This window comes from Streptomyces speibonae, from assembly GCF_984686075.1.
On sequence record NZ_OZ480260.1, the window covers coordinates 4,455,763 to 4,473,168 of the forward strand.

19 protein-coding genes are annotated in these 17,406 nt (G+C 70.5%); 8 read left to right on the forward strand and 11 right to left on the reverse strand.

The genetic code is table 11. The features are described 5' to 3' along the window. The first annotated feature begins 2 nt into the window (after window positions 1-2). Window positions 3-569, forward strand: coding sequence for an HAD domain-containing protein (locus AC5L3C_RS20245; RefSeq protein WP_493650194.1), 567 nt, complete (start codon window positions 3-5; stop codon window positions 567-569). On the opposite strand, the gene AC5L3C_RS20250 is transcribed toward AC5L3C_RS20245, so the two are convergent. Both AC5L3C_RS20250 and AC5L3C_RS20255 read right to left on the reverse strand, forming a co-directional pair. Further along, window positions 512-751, reverse strand: a complete 240-nt coding sequence (locus tag AC5L3C_RS20250) for a hypothetical protein (protein ID WP_493650195.1) — start codon at window positions 749-751, stop codon at window positions 512-514. The two genes, AC5L3C_RS20245 and AC5L3C_RS20250, sit on opposite strands and share 58 nt — an antisense overlap. A gap of 116 nt (window positions 752-867) precedes the next feature. After that, the gene (locus AC5L3C_RS20255; RefSeq protein WP_493650196.1) at window positions 868-1,641 is read right to left on the reverse strand and encodes a methyltransferase domain-containing protein; all 774 of its coding nucleotides are present in this window, start codon (window positions 1,639-1,641) and stop codon (window positions 868-870) included. Between the two features lie 314 nt (window positions 1,642-1,955). On the opposite strand from AC5L3C_RS20255, the gene AC5L3C_RS20260 reads away from it, so the two are divergent. Continuing rightward, window positions 1,956-3,299 carry an FG-GAP and VCBS repeat-containing protein gene (locus AC5L3C_RS20260; RefSeq protein WP_493650197.1) on the forward strand — a complete coding sequence of 448 codons (1,344 nt, stop codon included), beginning with the start codon at window positions 1,956-1,958 and terminating at the stop codon, window positions 3,297-3,299. Window positions 3,300-3,485: 186 nt separating this feature from the next. Here AC5L3C_RS20260 and AC5L3C_RS20265 read toward each other — a convergent pair whose 3' ends face one another. Both AC5L3C_RS20265 and AC5L3C_RS20270 read right to left on the reverse strand, forming a co-directional pair. Then, window positions 3,486-3,707, reverse strand: a complete 222-nt coding sequence (locus AC5L3C_RS20265) for a hypothetical protein (RefSeq protein WP_125505609.1) — start codon at window positions 3,705-3,707, stop codon at window positions 3,486-3,488. Window positions 3,708-3,782: 75 nt separating this feature from the next. Then, window positions 3,783-4,400, reverse strand: a complete 618-nt coding sequence (locus tag AC5L3C_RS20270; protein ID WP_493650198.1) for a scabin-related ADP-ribosyltransferase — start codon at window positions 4,398-4,400, stop codon at window positions 3,783-3,785. A gap of 587 nt (window positions 4,401-4,987) precedes the next feature. Here AC5L3C_RS20270 and AC5L3C_RS20275 point away from each other — a divergent pair. Next, entirely contained in the window at window positions 4,988-5,443 is a 456-nt protein-coding gene (locus tag AC5L3C_RS20275) for a VOC family protein (RefSeq protein ID WP_493650199.1), read from the forward strand. 64 nt (window positions 5,444-5,507) lie between these two features. On the opposite strand, the gene AC5L3C_RS20280 is transcribed toward AC5L3C_RS20275, so the two are convergent. From AC5L3C_RS20280 to AC5L3C_RS20290, 3 genes are all read right to left on the reverse strand, one after another. Continuing rightward, window positions 5,508-5,786 carry an Atu4866 domain-containing protein gene (locus AC5L3C_RS20280; protein WP_493650200.1) on the reverse strand — a complete coding sequence of 93 codons (279 nt, stop codon included), beginning with the start codon at window positions 5,784-5,786 and terminating at the stop codon, window positions 5,508-5,510. A 352-nt stretch (window positions 5,787-6,138) separates the two neighbouring features. Beyond that, the gene (locus AC5L3C_RS20285) at window positions 6,139-6,807 is read right to left on the reverse strand and encodes a GntR family transcriptional regulator (RefSeq protein WP_125505612.1); all 669 of its coding nucleotides are present in this window, start codon (window positions 6,805-6,807) and stop codon (window positions 6,139-6,141) included. Window positions 6,808-6,860: 53 nt separating this feature from the next. Next, entirely contained in the window at window positions 6,861-9,239 is a 2,379-nt protein-coding gene (locus AC5L3C_RS20290; RefSeq protein ID WP_493650201.1) for a thiamine pyrophosphate-binding protein, read from the reverse strand. A gap of 153 nt (window positions 9,240-9,392) precedes the next feature. On the opposite strand from AC5L3C_RS20290, the gene AC5L3C_RS20295 reads away from it, so the two are divergent. Together AC5L3C_RS20295 and AC5L3C_RS20300 are read left to right on the forward strand one after the other, a co-directional pair. After that, window positions 9,393-9,875, forward strand: a complete 483-nt coding sequence (locus AC5L3C_RS20295) for an Lrp/AsnC family transcriptional regulator (protein ID WP_125505613.1) — start codon at window positions 9,393-9,395, stop codon at window positions 9,873-9,875. 152 nt (window positions 9,876-10,027) lie between these two features. Continuing rightward, entirely contained in the window at window positions 10,028-11,035 is a 1,008-nt protein-coding gene (locus AC5L3C_RS20300; RefSeq protein ID WP_125505614.1) for a 1-aminocyclopropane-1-carboxylate deaminase, read from the forward strand. Between the two features lie 300 nt (window positions 11,036-11,335). On the opposite strand, the gene AC5L3C_RS20305 is transcribed toward AC5L3C_RS20300, so the two are convergent. After that, window positions 11,336-12,208 (reverse strand): SDR family NAD(P)-dependent oxidoreductase, encoded by an 873-nt coding sequence (locus tag AC5L3C_RS20305; protein ID WP_493650202.1) that lies wholly within the window; start codon window positions 12,206-12,208, stop codon window positions 11,336-11,338. A 55-nt stretch (window positions 12,209-12,263) separates the two neighbouring features. Between AC5L3C_RS20305 and AC5L3C_RS20310 the strand changes: the two genes are divergently transcribed. Both AC5L3C_RS20310 and AC5L3C_RS20315 read left to right on the forward strand, forming a co-directional pair. Then, window positions 12,264-12,911 carry a TetR/AcrR family transcriptional regulator gene (locus AC5L3C_RS20310; RefSeq protein ID WP_125505616.1) on the forward strand — a complete coding sequence of 216 codons (648 nt, stop codon included), beginning with the start codon at window positions 12,264-12,266 and terminating at the stop codon, window positions 12,909-12,911. 351 nt (window positions 12,912-13,262) lie between these two features. Further along, window positions 13,263-13,739, forward strand: coding sequence for a hypothetical protein (locus tag AC5L3C_RS20315; protein ID WP_125505617.1), 477 nt, complete (start codon window positions 13,263-13,265; stop codon window positions 13,737-13,739). Window positions 13,740-13,871: 132 nt separating this feature from the next. On the opposite strand, the gene AC5L3C_RS20320 is transcribed toward AC5L3C_RS20315, so the two are convergent. Continuing rightward, on the reverse strand, window positions 13,872-14,633 hold the full coding sequence (locus tag AC5L3C_RS20320) for a phosphoglyceromutase (RefSeq protein ID WP_493650203.1): 762 nt from the start codon (window positions 14,631-14,633) through the stop codon (window positions 13,872-13,874). A gap of 155 nt (window positions 14,634-14,788) precedes the next feature. Here AC5L3C_RS20320 and AC5L3C_RS20325 point away from each other — a divergent pair, with 155 nt between their 5' ends. Beyond that, window positions 14,789-16,069, forward strand: a complete 1,281-nt coding sequence (locus AC5L3C_RS20325; protein WP_493650204.1) for an MDR family MFS transporter — start codon at window positions 14,789-14,791, stop codon at window positions 16,067-16,069. Between the two features lie 113 nt (window positions 16,070-16,182). Here AC5L3C_RS20325 and AC5L3C_RS20330 read toward each other — a convergent pair whose 3' ends face one another. Next, entirely contained in the window at window positions 16,183-16,341 is a 159-nt protein-coding gene (locus AC5L3C_RS20330) for a hypothetical protein (protein WP_164555686.1), read from the reverse strand. 286 nt (window positions 16,342-16,627) lie between these two features. Then, the gene (phoU, locus tag AC5L3C_RS20335) at window positions 16,628-17,329 is read right to left on the reverse strand and encodes a phosphate signaling complex protein PhoU (RefSeq protein WP_125505620.1); all 702 of its coding nucleotides are present in this window, start codon (window positions 17,327-17,329) and stop codon (window positions 16,628-16,630) included. Window positions 17,330-17,406: the final 77 nt, after the last annotated feature.

Sequence of the window (17,406 nt, forward strand, 5' to 3'; positions counted from 1 at the left end):
GCATGACCGAGCCCGGCGGCCGCCCCCTCCTCTTCCTGGACGTGGACGGCCCGCTGATCCCCTTCGGCTCCGGCGCACCACCCGCGCGGGGGCCGCTCACGGACGCCGGGCACCCCCTGCTGGGCCGCCTCGACCCCACCGTGGGCGCCCGCCTGCTCGCCCTCCCCTGCGAGCTTGTGTGGGCGACGACCTGGCAGCACGAGGCCAACGACACGATCGCCCCGCGCCTCGGCCTGCCCCGCCTGCCGGTCGTGCCCTGGCCGGAGCACGACGACGGCACCCCCGCGCCCCGCGGCCTCCACTGGAAGACCCGGCACCTGTCCGCGTGGGCCGGCCCCCGCCCGTTCGTCTGGCTGGACGACGAGATCGGCGCGACGGACCGCACCTGGACCGAAGCCGCCCACCCGGCCCCGGCCCTGCTCCACCGGGTGGACCCGACGAAGGGCCTGACGGAGGGGGACTTCGAGGTGGTACGGGAATGGCTTGGCCGTGCGGCTTTGTTCCGCCCCGGTCAGTCCGGCAGGGGGATGGTCGTCGACTTGCCCGGCTGGACGCCCTCCGGCGGGTAGTCGCAGTCGATGCTGGTCACCTCGCGGTCACTGTCGTCTCCGTCGTCGATCACCACGCCCGTGCAGGCGCGGCCGTGCTCATCGGTCCACGTGATGACTTCGGTCTTGTCGGCACAGCCCGTGAGCAGCAGCGCGCCCAGCACCGCCGACGCGGCGAGTCCGGCCTTCCGCGGTCCTGTCATGGCATCCCCCGTGACAACGGCCGTACGACGCACACCCGTACGCCTGCCTCCGGGATACCCGGCGGAGGCAAACGCTCCCCCAACCACCGGGTGCAAAGCCGTCACAGCGGGCGCAATCAGCGGGTGCAGACCACGCTGATCAGCGTGAACGAGGCGTGGAACGGCCCTTCGGACAGCCCGGCGAACCAGTCACGGCCGCGCGTCGCGTCGATGTCCCCCGCGTCGATGGCCTTGTGCAGATTGCGGCCCAGCCCGAGGGTGTGATCCGCCTCCGTGACGTCACGGAAGACGGGTGTCGTGGCGCTCACGTCCTCCACGCGGAAGCCCGCCCGTTCGGCGAGCCGCGCGAGACGGCGGCCGATCGTCGCGTGGCGCACCGCCACCCCGGTGGTGTACCGCGTGAAGGCCCGGCTCGTCTCCAGGTCCTCGGAGTCGACGATCAGCGTGTCCCAGTCGGGTTCCGCGAGCCCGACGCGCGCGCCCGCGCGGGTGACGCGGTGCAGTTCCGCGAGTACGGCGGCGGGCTCGGCGACGTGCATCAGCACCCGGTCGACCTTGGCGCGGTCCACGCTCCCCGCGTCGACGGGCAGTTGGTGCGCGTCCCCCTCACGAACCTCCACCCGCCGCAGCTCCGCCGTGCGCGCACGGGCCTGCGCCAGCATCGCCTCGTCCCGGTCCACCCCGATCACGGTGCCGGTGTCACCGGCGCGTTCGGCCAGCGCGGGCAGATCCGTACCGGGCCCGCACCCGACATCCAGCACGGCATGCCCCGTCCGGACGTCCAGCAGATCGAGCATCCGCCCCTTGTACGCCCGCCCGGCCTCACCGGCGGCGGCCCGCAACATGTAGGAGGCCTGATCGGGCGTGGAAACACCAAGAGTTGTCGACATGCGGGCCAGTCAAGCGCGTCCACCGCCCGCTTGTCAGGGCCAGGTTCGTTCGAGCCTTCGTTTGTGGTGGTCGCGGCGAACGTAGCCGTGCGCTTCCCGCACCTGCAAGCCAGTCACCCGCACGGGTGACGTGGGCCGTTCCGGCGGGGCGGGGCGGGCGGGCAGCGCTGGGGCTGGGTGCCGCGCCGTGCCGTCGGCAAGATCGTCTGGGCGGAAGTGGCGGCTTGTCCGCGTACAACCATCCGTGCGGGATGAGCGTCCAAGATCCAGTTCACGTGTCCGTTCCCAGGGCACTTACGGGATTTCGGAGAACCATGCCCTCCTCACGCACCGTCCTGGCCGCCACGGCCGCACTCGCGACGGCACTCTGCTCGCCCCTTCTCCTCGCCCCCACGGCGACCGCCGCCCCCGCCAAGTACGCGGACGACTTCAACGGTGACGGCTACCGGGACTACGCCTACGGCGGCAGCGTCACCGACGCGGGTTCGGACGGCTCAGGGACCGTCGGCATCATCTACGGAACGGCCACCGGGCCGAACGGACGCAAGCAGAACATCACGCAGAACAGCGCGGGCATCCCCGGCGCCAACGAGTGGGGCGACGGCTTCGGCAACGCGATGGTGGGCGCCGACTTCAACCGCGACGGCTACGCCGACCTGGCCGTCGGCGTCTACAACGAGGACGTCGGCACCGGCAAGGACCGCGGCGCCGTCCTGATCATCTGGGGGTCGGCATCGGGTCTGTCCGGTGCCACGTCCATCCCGAACAAGGCACCCCGGAGCTACGCCCAGATGGGCCTCGACCTGGCCGCCGGTGACTTCAACGGCGACGGCAGGCCCGACCTGGCCACCATCAACGGCCACACCGTGCACGTGTACGTCGGCTCGTTCACCAAGTCGGGCTTCAGCGGCAAGGTCACCAAGCTCACCAACGACAAGATGTCCGCGGAGCATCTGGCCGCCGGGAAGGTCACCAAGGACGCGGCCGCCGACCTGGTGGTCGTCGGCGGGGTGGACGGAAGCGAGCACACCGTCAGCGGCGCCTGGTTCATCCGCGGCGGCAGCACGCTCACGCGCGGCAAGACGTACAAACTCGGCACCGGGGAGGACACCAGCTGGGAGGTGGACACCCGGATCGCCGACTTCGACAAGGACGGGTACGGGGACATCGCCCTCGGCCACCCCAATGCCAACGGCAAGGGCGGCGTGCTCCTGTGGCGCGGCGGCTCCAGCGGCCCCGGCAGTGTCACCAAGATCAACCAGAACACGGCGGGCGTCGCCGGCGGCATGGAGGTCGGCGACCGCTTCGGCGCGCGGATCTCCGTCGGCGACGTCAACCGCGACGGCTACCCGGACCTCGCCGTCGCCGCCCCCGGTGAGGACCTCGGGGGCTACGCCGACGCGGGCGCCGTCCACATCCTGCGCGGCAGCGCCTCCGGGCTCACCGGATCGAAGTCACAGTTCTTCGACCGCACCAGCAAGGGCGTGCCGGGCGGCCTGGAGGAGGGCGCGTCCTTCGGCGAACACCTGCGCCTGCGCGATTCCGACCGCGACGGCCACGCCGACCTCTTCACGGACTACCTCCGCCTCCCCGGATCCTCGTCAGGCATCACGACGACCGGCCTCAAGGAAACGGTCTGGTCCGCGTTCATGCAGTAGAGGACGGTTTCACGCGGCGGAGCAGGGCCCTGGTCCTTCCTCGGCCGCGAAGGCCTCGTCCTCCCCGACGAAGTCAGGAGCCCGGAAAGGGTTGGTCGTCGGAGGGGGCGAGGCCGCGACGGAACTGCGCGGCTGCCCCTCCGGAGCGGAGAACAGCGAGGTCAGGTCGATGAGAGGTCTCTCTTCCTAGAGCTTGGTCATCTTGGCGTACGGACTCAGGATGCGTGTCCTCGTCGAACCGAAGTCGACGAGCGCGGCGACCCCGTCCTCGACGGAGATCACCCGGCCGAGGCCGTACACATCATGTGTGACCTGGTCTCCCTCGGCGAAGTGCTTGGGAGCCGGTGCGACGGCAGCCTTGAAGGGGCTGGTGGGCAGGTGGCGCTTAGGAGCAGCAGATTTCGTCATCGCCCTCAGTATGCGCCTACGAACCCGCTCTGCGCTGTGGTCACGGTCTCCATATTTCGCTTGGTGACGAGTCCGTCACGCCGCGCCGTCGTTCGGGATCCATGTGCGGGTGCCGTCCTCGGCGAGTGCCCAGCAGCCCTTGATGAACCTGGGGGCGATACCGCCGGGGAAGTCGACCTCGGCCTCGTCGTACTTGTCCGGGTTCATCGTGTGAGGGTACGTCCTGTTGGCGTCGATACCGCCGGGTGCGTCTATTTCATAGATGTAGGCATCGCCGCCCTCGAACGGCCAGTTGAGGTCCTTCTTCCTGGTCGTCGCCACGTAGGCCGAGGGCGCGTTGCTGTGCAGGAAATCCTCGAGATCCATGTTGGCGGGATTCTTCGGCGCGAAGCCCTGCGCGAAAACGATGTACCAGGGGCGGCTGTCATTGCGGTACAAGGGCTCACGAGAGGTGCGCCAGACCGCCTCGCGCGGGATTCTTTCCACATCCACACTCACGAGGGCCGCCTGCAGCGCGCCGCGGGGTGCGCCGCCTCTGGAACGGCCGGGGGCGTTCGCCCGACGGAGGGCGTTCGAACGGCGGAGGCCCGATCCGGCGGAGGCGTTGTCCTGGGTGAGAGCGGAGGCGTTGTCCTGGGCGGGACCGAAACCCTGCCCGCCGTTGGACGAGGTGCCGAACAGGCTGCCGCTCATTCCCTCCACCGGCGCGTATGCCTCGGCGGCCCAACCCGAGTAGTCCTCCTCGGCCCTCTGCACCGTGGGGGAACCGGACGACCTGGTCCTCTGAAGGGGGACCGTCACAGAGGCACCCGGGGGAGTGCCGGCGTCCTGCACTCTGCTGTCCCGCTCCTCCTTGAGCACACGTGTCAGCCCCGCGTTGCCCGCCATCCGCTGCAGGGCCAGCATGGGGGTAACTGACGACGTCGCCGTTGACCGCGCGGAGCGTTGTACGGAGGCCCGGTCCTTGGGTGCGAAGCGTGGCTCGTGTGTGTACATGGTCCTTGCTGTGGTGTGGAGGCGGATCCGTCGACCGCACAGTGCCCGGAGGCGGCCGACGCCGACGCGTGGGGCAGCGGGGTGCGGACCCGGCCCCAAGAGGTGGACTCCTGTTCGCCATTGTTTCAGTGAGAGCCAGATTAACTTAACGCTATTAGTGGGCGATTGGCGTGTGCCCGCCCGGAAACGGCCCAGCCGTGGATCACGTGAACGGCCCTCAGCCGGCGGAAGACGCCTGGGCTGCGCTGCATCCGGCTGTCAGACCCGCCTGGGATGCTCCGGGCATGGAGATGACAGTGCAGCTGACGATCGACTGCGCCGATCCTCAGCGGATGGTGGCGTTCTGGGCCGAGGCTCTGGGATACGTACCTGAGCCTCCGCCGGCCGGGCACGCCACGTGGCGTGCCTACTGGAGGGCGGCAGGGGTGCCCGAGGAGGAGTTGCCGGACGGTGCCGGGGACATTCCGGAGTCGATCATCGATCCCGCGGGGCACGGACCGAGGGTGTGGTTCCAGCAGGTCCCGGAGCCGAAGGCCGCCAAGAACCGGTGGCACTTCGACCTGAAGGCCGGCGGGGGCCGTGATGTCCCGCTGGACGTCCGCGTCCAGCGGGTCACAGCAACGGTGGAACGGCTCGTCGACGCCGGTGCCACCGTGCTGCGGATCAGGAACGAGCCGGAGACGGGGCTCTACGCCGCCGCGATGCACGACCCCGAGGGCAACGAGTTCGACGTCGTCTGAGGGCCGCCGCGACGCGGACCACGGACGGCGGGCGTGCGGTCGAACACGGACGGCGGGCGTGCGATCAGTCGCCGGTCGCCGCGCGATGGGCGGCGCTGCCTTCGCGGTAGAAGACGTAGCCGCCGTGGTGCAGGACGTCGCCGTCGAACGTGCCGTCGGCGCTGAAGCCGGTGTCGTCCTTGTACTCGATGTGGGTGCCGTTCACCCAGTAGCGCCCGGTGTAGGCGGAGGCGCGCGTACCGCGGGCCTCGTCGTAGCGTCCGTTCGGGAGGAGTTCTTGCCGGATGTGGTGGTCGGCGGTCACCCACATGCCGACGTAGGGGTGTTCTTCGTTCACTGTCACAGGACTGCTGCTCTCGGTGTGGGTTGCTCGTGCGGAATTCGCCGCGGCTGTTCCCGACCCGGGGGTGGAGCAGCCGGCGATCAGTGCGGCGGCCAGAAGGGCGATGACCGCGCCGGCGGTACCTCGTACGCTGTGCCCGGCCATCAGCTTTCCGGCACCTCGACGCCGCCTGGCGCGGAAGCGAGGGCGACGCATGACCGTCGACTGCGCTGCTGCATGGTGTCCGTCCTCCGCGTTGTCGTGGATTTCGAACGATCCTGGGTCAGCGCAGGGCGAGGGAACAGGCCGCACTGCTCCTGGGAGGACCACACCCCCTCAGCTGTGCAAGCCCTCTGCCCGTCGCGCGGGCGGCTCAGCCGTCCGTCGTCAGGCCGTCGATCAACGGGATGAGCGTCTGCCAGTTCGCCCGGACCGCGGCGGCCGCCCCCTCCGCGTCACCGGCCTCGCACAGTTCGATGATCTGCTGGTGCTGGGCGACCGAGGAGCGGCCGGACAGCGAGGAGAACCGCAACCGCACCACCCGGCGCAGCACGGGCGTGAACTGTTCCAGCACCGTACGGACCGCCCCGTTGGCGCAGGCCGCGACGGCGACGCCGTGGAAGTCCTCGTCCGCCGTCAGCGCGGCCGCGGCGTCGTCGTGACGCAGAGCCGCGGCGAACCGGCTGTTCGCCTCCCGCATGATGTCGAGTTCGGCCGGGGAGAGGTTCGGTACCGCGGTCCGTACCGCCAACTCGTGCATGGCGGCCGTCACCGCCTGGGCGTCATGGGCGGCCCGCGCGTCCAGCGGGCTGACGATCGTGTGACTGCCCGGCTTGGTCCGCACCAGCCCGATCTGCTCCAGCCGCGCCAGGGCCTCCCGGATCGGAGTACGGCTGACCCCCAGCCAAGCGGTCAGGTCGGCGTCGTTGAGGCGCTCGCCCGGAGCGAGTGTGCCGTCGACGATGGCGTCCCGAAGCGCTCGGTAGGCGTTCTCCCGCAGCAGCGGCCGGGCGACGAGCCCGCGACCTTGTGGAACCGGCATGCGAAATATCGTACGTGGCATACATCGCGCCGGTCGAACCCCCTCCGGGGCTCTCAGTGGAGGAGGTCGAGCGCCGCGGCGATGATGCCGTCCGTGTCGATGCCGTGGTGGCGGTAGACGTCCTCGATCGTGCCGGACTGGCCGAACCGGGTCACGCCCAGGGACGTGACCGGCGTGTTCCGGACCGTGCCCAGGAAGGCCAGGGTGTGCGGATGGCCGTCGAGGACGGTGACGAGCGGGGTGGCCCGGTCGGCGGGGAAGACCTGGTCGAGGATCCAGGCCGGGTCATCGGACAGGCCGCGGCGGGCCTGGAGCGCACGGAAGAGCAGGTCGGGGCTGGTCACGCAGACCACGTCGGCGCCGTGGCCGAGGGCGGCGAGGCGGTCGGCGGCGGCCAGTGCCTCCGGGACCAGGGCGCCCATGGCGGCCAGCGTCACCACCGGCTTGACGTGCCGGCGCAGCCGGTAGGCCCCCGCGGTCACCTGGCGGCGGCGCCGCTGGCGGGCGGCCGGGTCGGCGGGCACGGCCGCGAGCGTCTGGTCGACCGGCTTGGTGGACAGCCGCAGATAGGCCGAACTCCCCTCCGGGTGGCCGAGGTTGCCGAGCGCGGCGAGCAGGCACCATTCGGCGTCGATGGCGAAGGCGGGCTCGTAGGTGACGCAGCCTGGCTGCTCGATGCCGAGGGACGGCGTGGTGATCGACTGGTGCGCGCCGCCCTCGGGGGCGAGGGTGACCCCGGAGGGCGTGCCGACCAGGATCGACTGACCGCCGGCGTAGATACCGAACGACCACGGTTCCAGGGCCCGGTTGACGAAGGGGTCGTAGACCACGCCGATCGGGAGCAGCGGCCGGTCCCAGCGGCTCCAGGTGGCGCCCAGTTCTCCGAGCAGGCCGACCAGGTTGGTCTCGGCGATGCCCAGTTCCACGTGCTGGCCGGTGGGCCGCTCCCGCCAGTGCAGGATCGTCTCGGCGTCGTCGGCGAACCAGTCGGGGCGCTCGGCCTGCGACCACACGCCGACCTTGTTGAGCCAGCCGCCGAGGTTGGTGGAGGAGCTGACGTCCGGGCTCACGGTGACGATCCGGCCGGCCGCCTCCGGCGCCCGCCGGGTGAGGTCCAGCAGGGTGCGTCCGAGCGCCTGCTGGGTGGTGCCGTTGCCGGCCGGCGCCGGGCGGCCGAGGTCGGTGGGGACCGCGGGCGGCCGCTGGGGCGTGCGTGCGGGACGGCGCAGCCGCTGGGCGGCGGCCGCGCACAGGGCGGCCTCCGGTGAACCGTCGGCGAAACCCGTCCACGGGTGGTCGAGGTCCGTCCCCAGGCGGTCGGCCAGTGCCCTCATCTGATCGGCGGTCAGCAGGGACGAGTGGTTCTGCGGGTGCCCCTCGGTGGGCAGTCCGTGACCCTTGACGGTGTAGGCGAAGATCACGGTCGGGCGGGTGTCGTCGACGGCGTCGTAGGCGTCCGTCAACGCGCCGAGGTCGTGACCGCCCAGGTTGCGCAGCGCCGCGAGCAGCGACGTGTCGTCCAGGGACGCGATGAGCGCGGAGACCGGTCCCGCGGTGGAACCGGCGCCGGGCAGGCGGTCACGCACCTGGCCGGCGGAGCAGCGCAGCAGGCGCTGGTATTCGGGGTTGCCCATGGCGTCGATACGGGCGCGCAGGGCGTCACCGCCCGGCCGGGTGAGCAGCTCCTCCAGGAGACGGCCGTACTTGAGGGTGATCACCTGCCAGCCCGCCGCCTCGAACATGCCCCGCAGCCGGTCCGCGGCGATGCCGGGCACGACCCTGTCCAGCGACTGCCGGTTCAGGTCGACCACCCACACGACCTCGCCCAGGCCCGGCACCATGGGGTCCTGGATCGCCTCCCAGATCGCGCCTTCGTCCAGCTCCGCGTCCCCGAGCAGGGAGTACTGCCGTCCCCTGCCGGCCCCGCCGTCATGGCTCTCGACGTACCGCCGGGCGATGGCACCCCACAGGGGCGCCGTGGCGCCGATGCCGACCGAGCCGGTGGAGTAGTCGACGGTGTCGGGGTCCTTGGACCGGCTGGGGTAGCTCTGCAGGCCGCCGAAGGCGCGCAGGGTGGTGAGGTGGGACGCGTCCAGCTCGCCCAGCAGGTAATTGATCGCGTGCAGCACGGGTGAGGCGTGCGGCTTGACCGACACCCGGTCGTCGGCGGTCAGGGAGTGGAACCACAGGGCCGTCATGATCGAGGTCATGGAGGCGCTGGACGCCTGGTGGCCGCCGACCTTCAGCCCCGAGGGGTTGGGCCGGACCCGGTTGGCGTGGTCGACGATCGCGGTGGACAGCCACAGGACGCGTTGCTCGATGCTCCGCAGCTCGGCGAGAGCCTCACTCCTGCCGGGGTGCGAGCGCTCGGCATGCGTGACGAGGCGCGAGCCCTCGGCAGCGACCTCGACCGGACCGGTCTTCCCGACCATCACAGACCACCTCCGCTACTGGCGTCACGCCCCGGGAACTCCGCGTTGCGCTCCGCCAGTAGAAAGATGACTTCTCGGATGCACAAGATGTGTCTTTCCGATTGAGCATTCTGCTCACTTCGCGAGGCGAATGAGAGAGGCCGACCGAGCACCATGAACAGCGAACGCACCCTCGACGCGACCGATGCCCGGATCCTGCTGGCCCTGGGCGCCGACCCCCGGGCCACCGTCGTCGCCCTCGCCGAACGGCTGGGGCTGTCCCGCAACACCGTCCAGGCGCGGGTGGCCAGGATGGAGCAGAGCGGCGCACTGGGCTCCTTCGAACGCCGGGTCGCCGCGAAGACTCTGGGCTATCCACTCACCGCGTTCGTCACCGCACAGGTCGACCAGCATCGCCTGGCCGAGGTGTCCCGGGCGCTGTCGGGTCTCACGGAGGTCGTGGAGGTCTTCGGGCTCAGCGGGGAGACGGACCTGCTGGTCCGGGTGGTCGCCAGGGACGCCGAGGATCTGTACCGGATCGCGGGGCAGATCCTCGCCGTTCCCGGAATCGAACGCACGACCACGGCCCTGGCCATGCGTGAACTCGTACCCCACCGCATCACCCCGCTCCTGCGCCACGCCGCGGCGGGCGGTTAGCCGACTGCCGGGCGGGGCCCGGACGAACCCTTGACAGGATCCCACCACCCACATCCAATATATCGCATGTAGCCGGTCGCGAATGGCCCGCCTTTCCGCTGTCAGGCCGCCCGTTCCTGTCGGGCCGCCCTTCCTGGTCCCTGGAGATACCCATGTCCCTCGACGACTTCGAGCGCTATCCGCTGCTGTTCGGCCCGAGCCCCGTGCACCCCCTCGACCGACTCAGCGATCACCTCGGCGGCGCCCGGATCTGGGCCAAGCGGGAGGACTGCAACAGCGGGCTGGCATACGGCGGCAACAAGACCCGGAAACTGGAGTACCTGATCCCCGACGTGCTGCGCCGGGGCGCCGACACCCTGGTCACCATCGGCGGGGTGCAGTCCAACCACACCCGGCAGGTGGCCGCGGTCGCGGCCAGAGCCGGGATGAAGGCCGTCCTGGTCCAGGAGAGCTGGGTGGACTGGCCGGACGCGGTCAACGACAAGGTCGGCAACATCCTGCTGTCCCGCATCATGGGGGCCGACGTCCGCCTCGTCCGGGCGGGATTCGGCATCGGGTTCAAGGACAGCTGGCACCAGGCCCTCGAGGACGTGCGGGCCGCCGGAGGCACTCCCTACGCGATCCCGGCCGGAGCCTCCGACCACCCCCTCGGCGGCCTGGGCTTCGCCAACTGGGCGCAGGAAGTGCGGCAGCAGGAACGTGAACTCGGCGTCTTCTTCGACACGATCGTGGTGTGCAGCGTCACCGGCAGCACCCACGCGGGCATGATCGCCGGCTTCGCGGGCCAGGACCGGCCGCGCCGCGTGCTGGGCATCGACGCCTCGGCCAAGCCGGCCGAGACCCGTGCCCAGGTGGAGAAGATCGCCCGCAACACCGCCGAACTCATCGGCCTGGGCCGGGAATTGCGCGACGAGGAGATCACGGTCCTGGAGGGCTGGGCCGGCGACCTCTACGGCATCCCCGTCCCGTCCACCCTGGACGCCATCCGGCTCAGCGGACGCCTCGAAGGCGTGATCATCGACCCCGTCTACGAGGGCAAATCCATGGCCGGCCTCATCGACCTCGTACGGAACGGCGACATCCCGAAGGACTCCAACGTCCTGTACGCCCACCTCGGCGGCCAGCCGGCCCTCAACGCCTACAGCGGCGTCTTCCACTGACCCGGGGATTGCGTCAGGGTGTCGCCCCCACCTGTGGCAGGGCGTCGGCGTAGTCGCATGACGTCCGTTTTGTTGCGCCCTGGCCTGGACCGGTGTCTGAGGGTGCCGAGAAGGCTGGGGACAGGGACTGTCGGGCTTGCGGTGAACGGCTGAAGCCGGATGCCCGGCCCGAGGCGGTGTTCTGCTCGCCGGTGCGGGGCTCGCTGGGTGGCCGGCATCACCCGCCCAGGAGCCACCTGGACCCAGCAGTCCCGGCTCGTCAAAGCCGCCCCCTGACATCAGCTGGGGGTGGCGTCCTCGTCAAGCGACGGTTTCCTTCGGGTAGTGGCGGCGCAGGTTGGCGGCGAGGATGCGGTCGAGCGTGCGGTCGGGCAGGATCCGGACCAGGCGGGTGATCAGGGCGGCGTCCCGGCCGGCGGTGTAGCGGGTGCGTGGCTTGCGGGTTGTCACGGCCTTCGCGATGACCCGGGCGGCGGCGTCGGCGGTCAGGCCCGATGCGGTGCCCGTGGTCATCAGTTTGTTGTTCGCCTGGACCAGGCTGCCGTAGCGCTCGTTCTGCTCCGGCGTCATCCGGACGGCCAGATCGTTCGCCGCCTGGACCCCGCGGGCGGCCATCTCCGTGCGGACACCGCCGGGCCGGACCACGACCACCTGTACGCCCAACGGCGCGACCTCACGGCGGAGCGAGTCGCTGACCGCCTCCAGGGCGAACTTCGTGCCGGCGTACGCGCCGTATGTGGCCATGGCGGCCGTGCCGCCGACCGAGCTGATGTTGATCACGCGGCCCTTGCTGCGCAGCAGTGCGGGCAGGAGCGCCTGAGTGACGGCGATGTGGCCGAACAGGTTGACTTCGAACACCCGCCGCCACTCCGCGAGTGGCAGGGCTTCGACCGCGGCGTTCACCTGGATGCCGGCGTTGTTGACGAGCGCGTGCAGCGCGCGCGGGTCGTCGGCGACCCGCGCGGCGAGTGCCTCCACCTGCTCGGGCTTGGTGATGTCGAGGATGACCGGCTCGATGCCGGTCGATCGGATGGAGTCGGCGTCATGGACGCGTCGCACGCCGGCCAGGACGTGGAATCCCTGACGGGCCAGTTCGCGGGCGGCCGCCTCGCCCATGCCCGTGGAGGCGCCGGTTACGACGATCAGCTTCTGGGGTTCAGATGACGTTGTCACCTGAACTACGCTACCAATTCAGATGACATCGTCAACTGAATGTACGATGAGCGCCATGGCCACCCGTGCGGAATCCGCCGCCCTCACCCGCCGCGCTCTGCTCGACGCGGCCGCCGAACTCCTCGACCTCGGCGGCCCCGAGGCCGTCACCCTGCGCGAGATCGGCGCGCGGGCAGGCGTGACGCGGGGAGCGCCGTACCGGCATTTCACTGGCAAGGACAGCCTGCTGGATGCCGTCGCGACCGAGAGCTGGGAACGGCTGGGCAACCAGATGCACGCCCTGCGGACCGACCCGGCCCTGCCGGCCTCCGAGAAGCTGCGCGGAGCTCTCCGCTCCCTCATCGGCGTCGGCCGGGACCAGCCGTACAGGTACCAATTGTTGTTCAAGCGGCCCGGGCACGGTCCGGGAGAGCGCGGTGAAGGGCTCGACCGCGTCATGCGACGGCTTTGCGGACCGGAAGGCGACCCCGCCGCAGCCATCCGTGCCTCAGTGCGCTTTCAGGACGAGTTCCTGGCCATCGTCGCCGCCCTCGTAGGGGAGCGGAACGCACACCACTACGGAGCCCTGCTACTGGCCGGCGCTCACGGCATCGCAGACATGGAACTCAGCGGCCACCTCGGAGAGGACACGTGGCGCACCACCGCCGACGAGCTCGTCGACACCCTCGTCCGCCTGGTCGCGGACACCGGCGAAACGGCATAGCAACGCCCGCGAGCCTCGCCGCCCCCTCGCGCTCCTCGGCCTCGAATGATCACGAACCGGACGTCATGCGACTGCGCCGACGCGCCCTGCTACTTGCCGAGCTAGCCAGACCAGTGCAGGGCATCTACTTCACCTACGCGTGGAATCGAGCGAGGAACTACCGCCGGGATCGCGCAGGTCTGGCGGCTGCACTGGCCCGTGTGAACACGCTTCCTCCCCGCTGATCGCTGAACGCGGACGCCCGCCCGGCTCTCCCCGTTCGTGCGACATCACCTCAACGTGCTCGGCCGGTAGGTACACCATGCCGTGACGGTTCGGTGGGGGCGCCGTAGCCGTGGCTACGGTCGGTCCATGCAGTGGATCACCCTGATCAGCACCGTAGTTGGCGCGGCGATCGCCACAGGATCCGCCATGCTCCTGGACCGTCAACGGTGGAAGCGGGAGCGCTCAGACCGTGAGACCCAAGCGCGTCGTGCCCTGTACGGAGACTACTTAGCCGGCCTGTCTGAGGCTCGCCACGCTTGCGGCAACATGGCCCGTGACCCAGACCTGGAGCCCTCGACGCGCCGCACCACAGCGCGCGAAGCGTTCGGCCCGTGCATTGGACTGAGGTACCAGATGACCATCAGTGCGCCCGGTCGTGTGGTAGAGGCGTCGGAGGATGCCTTCCGCAGTCTGCGAGACCTTCGCGATCGGGTGATGGAGGGAGCCCTGATCACTGATCCCGTGTACCTGGAGGGGCGCCGAACCTACGACGATGCCCTCGCAGTGCTTCGGGCGCGCATGCGAGAGGATCTGCACGTCAGTGAAGACGGCACTGCTTCTTGACTTGGGCCCGACGCGGGCCAGGTCGTGCGGGAGCCAAGGCGCGCGCTTTCACACGGCCCATATGCGGTCCCAGTGCAGCGACAAGCCCCCTACTTACGGAAAACCGCAGGCAGGGGGCTTGCTGGCGTCTGCTTACTTCTTCTTGCCCTGGTTCTTGACTGCCTCGATGGCGGCGGCTGCCGCTTCCGGGTCGAGGTACTTGCCGCCGGGGGTGGTCGGCTTGAAGTCGGCGTCGAGTTCGTAGTACAGGGGGATGCCCGTGGGGATGTTCAGGCCCGCGATGTCGGCGTCCGAGATGCCGTCGAGGTGCTTGACCAGGGCCCGCAGGCTGTTGCCGTGGGCGGCGACGAGGACCGTGCGGCCGGTGAGGAGGTCGGGGACGATCGAGTCGAACCAGTACGGGAGCATGCGGACGACGACGTCCTTGAGGCACTCCGTCTGCGGGCGCAGCTCCGGCGGGAGGGTCGCGTAGCGCGGGTCCGCGAACTGGGAGTACTCGGCGTCGTTGTCGAGCGGGGGCGGCGGGGTGTCGTAGGAGCGGCGCCAGAGCATGAACTGCTCCTCGCCGAACTCCGCGAGGGTCTGCGCCTTGTCCTTGCCCTGGAGGGCGCCGTAGTGACGCTCGTTCAGGCGCCAGCTGCGGTTCACCGGGATCCACAGGCGGTCGGCGGCCTCCAGCGCGAGCTGCGCGGTGCGGATCGCGCGCTTCTGGAGGGAGGTGTGGAGTACGTCGGGCAGCAGACCGGCGTCCTTGAGCAGTTCGCCGCCGCGCGTCGCCTCCTTCTCGCCCTTCGGGGTGAGGTTGACGTCCACCCAGCCGGTGAACAGGTTCTTCTCGTTCCACTCGCTCTCGCCGTGGCGGAGGAGGATCAGCTTGTACGGTGCGTCGGCCATGTGTCCGAGCGTAATCGACGGCAGGAGAGGGCCGCGCGCCCTGCCCGCCTGGCGGACGGTTGACTGGGCGCGTTAATTGAGTGGCCTCCGGAGGGGTGGGTTCGTAAGGTGTGCTCGGCTTGTGACTGCTTACATTCTTCCGTGCGGGGGTCCTCGTGTCCGTTGTCGCAGTGAGACGTGCCGTGCGCGCGTCCGTCTCCGGGCTGCCCCGTGAGTTCTGGTGGCTGTGGACCAGCACCCTCGTCAACCGGCTCGGCGCCTTCGTCGCCACCTTCATGGCGCTCTACCTGACCCTCGACCGCGGGTACTCCGCCTCCTACGCCGGTCTCGTCGCCGCGCTCCACGGGCTCGGCGGGGTGATCTCCTCGCTCGGGGCCGGGGTGATGACCGACCGGCTGGGGCGGCGGCCCACCCTGCTCGTCGCCCAGACCGCGACTGCGGCCTCCGTCGCGCTGCTCGGCTTCATGCGGGACCCGTTCGCCATCGCGGCCGTCGCCTTCCTCGTCGGCATGGCCTCCAACGCCTCCCGGCCCGCCGTGCAGGCGATGATGGCGGACATCGTGCGGCCGGAGGACCGTATCCGGGCCTTCTCGCTCAACTTCTGGGCCATCAACCTCGGCTTCGCGATCTCCTCCGCGGGCGCGGGGTTCATCGCCGAGGTCAGCTATCTCGCCGGGTTCCTGCTCGAGGCCGGCATGACGCTGGTGTGTGCCGTGCTCGTGTTCGTGAAGCTGCCCGAGTCACGGCCCAGTGAGAAGGACACCGGTGGGGCCGTGGCGGGGGAGCCCGTGTCGTTGCTGACCGTGCTGCGCGACGGGCGGTTCATGGGTGTCGTCGGGCTGTCCTTTCTCATCGCCTTCGTCTTCCAGCAGGGGTACCTGGGACTGCCCGTCGCCATGGGGGAGGCGGGGTTCACGCCCGCGGAGTTCGGCATGGCGATCGCCGTCAACGGCGTGCTGATCGTCGTGCTCCAACTGCCCGTCACGCGGTTCATCGAGCACCGGGACCCGCGGTACCTGCTCGTCGCCTCGTCCCTGCTGGCGGGGTACGGGTTCGGGCTGACCGCGTTCGCCGATTCGGTCGCCGTCTTCGCGCTCACCGTGTGCGTGTGGACGCTGGCCGAGATCGTCAACGCGCCGACGCAGACGGGGCTGGTCGTCCTGCTTTCCCCGGTGCACGGGCGCGGGCGCTACCAGGGCATGTACACCATGTCCTGGGCGGTCGCCGCCCTCGCCGCGCCGCTGATGTCCGGATTCGTCATCGACCGCTGGGGCGCCGAGTGGCTGTGGGGGATCTGCGCCGTCGTCGGTACGGTCGCCGGCCTCGGGTACGCGCTGCTGATGCGCGGGCTGCCGACGGGGGCGGTCGCGGGGGCGGCTGTCGAGAAGCGGGGCGAGGCGGAGCCCGAGGGGGTTGTCGGTTCGCCGGTGGCCTGAGTGAGTGGGTGCGTGCGGTCGGACGGGCGGCCGTCGAAGACCCCGGCGTCGGTGCCGGGTCGCCGGGGTCTTCGCGCGTGGCTCAGATGCCGAGTTGTCGCGTAGGTGCTGACTCAGCCGCACTGGCACGGGGCGCCCGACTGGCACCCGCAGCCGCAGCCCGAGCCGCAGCCGCAGGCCGCTATCAGGGTGAGGTTCCTGATCTCGGCGGGCTGCTCCGTCTCGCGCTCCTGCGTCGGGTCGTCGGACGTCGTGCCGGGGGTTTCGGCCATGGGTCCCTCCTCTGGGCTGGGGCCTGCGCACACCTCTCACCATGGGATGCCCGGCCCGCCGGCACCGGCAACCGCGCAACAACGGCGCATCGAGGGCCGTGGAGGCTCGTCCGCGCCTCGGACCCGCCCCGCGCACGCCTGCAGTCCCGCGCACGCCGCGTCCCGCGCACGCCGCGTCCCGCGCACGCCGGGTCCCGGGCATGCCGGGTCCCGGGCATGCCGCGTCCCGGGCAGGCCGCGTCCCGCGCACGCCCGCAGCCCCCGATCACGCCCGCCCCGGCCGGGGTCAGGCGCCCTTGTCCCCCGGCACCGTCTGGATCTCCGTCGGGAGGTCCGCCTGGATCTCGTCCGCGTGTTCGCCGGTGACCAGGTAGACCACCCGCTTGGCGACCGAGACCGCGTGGTCGGCGAAGCGCTCGTAGTAGCGGCCCAGCAGCGTGACGTCGACGGCCGTCTCGATGCCGTGCTTCCAGCGGTCGTCCATCAGGTGCTGGAAGAGCGTGCGGTGGAGAAGGTCCATCGCGTCGTCGTCCTGCTCCAGCTGGAGGGCCAGGTCCACGTCCTTGGTGATGATCACCTCGGCCGCCTTCGCCATCAGGCGCTGCGCCAGCTGTCCCATCTCGAGGATCGTCGCGTGCAGATCGCGCGGGACCGCGCGCTCCGGGTAACGCAGCCGCGCGAGCTTCGCCACATGCTGCGCCAGGTCGCCGGAGCGCTCCAGGTCCGCCGACATCCGCAGCGAGGTGACGACTATGCGCAGGTCCGTCGCCACCGGCTGCTGGCGCGCCAGCAGGGCGATGGCCCGGGCCTCCAGGTCGTGCTGGAGTTCGTCGACCTTCTGGTCGGCCTCGATCACGCTCTCCGCCAGCTTCAGATCGGCGTCCAGCATCGCGGTCGTGGCGCGCCCGATCGCCGACCCGACCAGCCGGGCCATCTCCACCAGACCGTCGCCGATCGAATCCAGTTCCTCGTGGTACGCGTCCCGCATCAGGGTTCCTCTCGTGCGTCCGTCCGGGCTTCGTGGGCCCGGGCTCCTGCCCACGCTCCCACGTTGCGTCCGCCACG

Coding starts and splice junctions, on each gene's coding strand:
- AC5L3C_RS20300 (WP_125505614.1), top strand. CDS start 10,028: ATGTCCCTCGACGACTTCGAGCGCTATCCGCTGCTGTTCGGCCCGAGC.
- AC5L3C_RS20275 (WP_493650199.1), top strand. CDS start 4,988: ATGGAGATGACAGTGCAGCTGACGATCGACTGCGCCGATCCTCAGCGG.
- AC5L3C_RS20320 (WP_493650203.1), bottom strand. CDS start 14,633: ATGGCCGACGCACCGTACAAGCTGATCCTCCTCCGCCACGGCGAGAGC.
- AC5L3C_RS20285 (WP_125505612.1), bottom strand. CDS start 6,807: ATGCCGGTTCCACAAGGTCGCGGGCTCGTCGCCCGGCCGCTGCTGCGG.
- AC5L3C_RS20250 (WP_493650195.1), bottom strand. CDS start 751: ATGACAGGACCGCGGAAGGCCGGACTCGCCGCGTCGGCGGTGCTGGGC.
- AC5L3C_RS20265 (WP_125505609.1), bottom strand. CDS start 3,707: ATGACGAAATCTGCTGCTCCTAAGCGCCACCTGCCCACCAGCCCCTTC.
- AC5L3C_RS20290 (WP_493650201.1), bottom strand. CDS start 9,239: ATGGTCGGGAAGACCGGTCCGGTCGAGGTCGCTGCCGAGGGCTCGCGC.
- phoU (WP_125505620.1), bottom strand. CDS start 17,329: ATGCGGGACGCGTACCACGAGGAACTGGATTCGATCGGCGACGGTCTG.
- AC5L3C_RS20310 (WP_125505616.1), top strand. CDS start 12,264: ATGGCCACCCGTGCGGAATCCGCCGCCCTCACCCGCCGCGCTCTGCTC.
- AC5L3C_RS20270 (WP_493650198.1), bottom strand. CDS start 4,400: ATGAGCGGCAGCCTGTTCGGCACCTCGTCCAACGGCGGGCAGGGTTTC.
- AC5L3C_RS20330 (WP_164555686.1), bottom strand. CDS start 16,341: ATGGCCGAAACCCCCGGCACGACGTCCGACGACCCGACGCAGGAGCGC.
- AC5L3C_RS20255 (WP_493650196.1), bottom strand. CDS start 1,641: ATGTCGACAACTCTTGGTGTTTCCACGCCCGATCAGGCCTCCTACATG.
- AC5L3C_RS20260 (WP_493650197.1), top strand. CDS start 1,956: ATGCCCTCCTCACGCACCGTCCTGGCCGCCACGGCCGCACTCGCGACG.
- AC5L3C_RS20245 (WP_493650194.1), top strand. CDS start 3: ATGACCGAGCCCGGCGGCCGCCCCCTCCTCTTCCTGGACGTGGACGGC.
- AC5L3C_RS20295 (WP_125505613.1), top strand. CDS start 9,393: ATGAACAGCGAACGCACCCTCGACGCGACCGATGCCCGGATCCTGCTG.
- AC5L3C_RS20315 (WP_125505617.1), top strand. CDS start 13,263: ATGCAGTGGATCACCCTGATCAGCACCGTAGTTGGCGCGGCGATCGCC.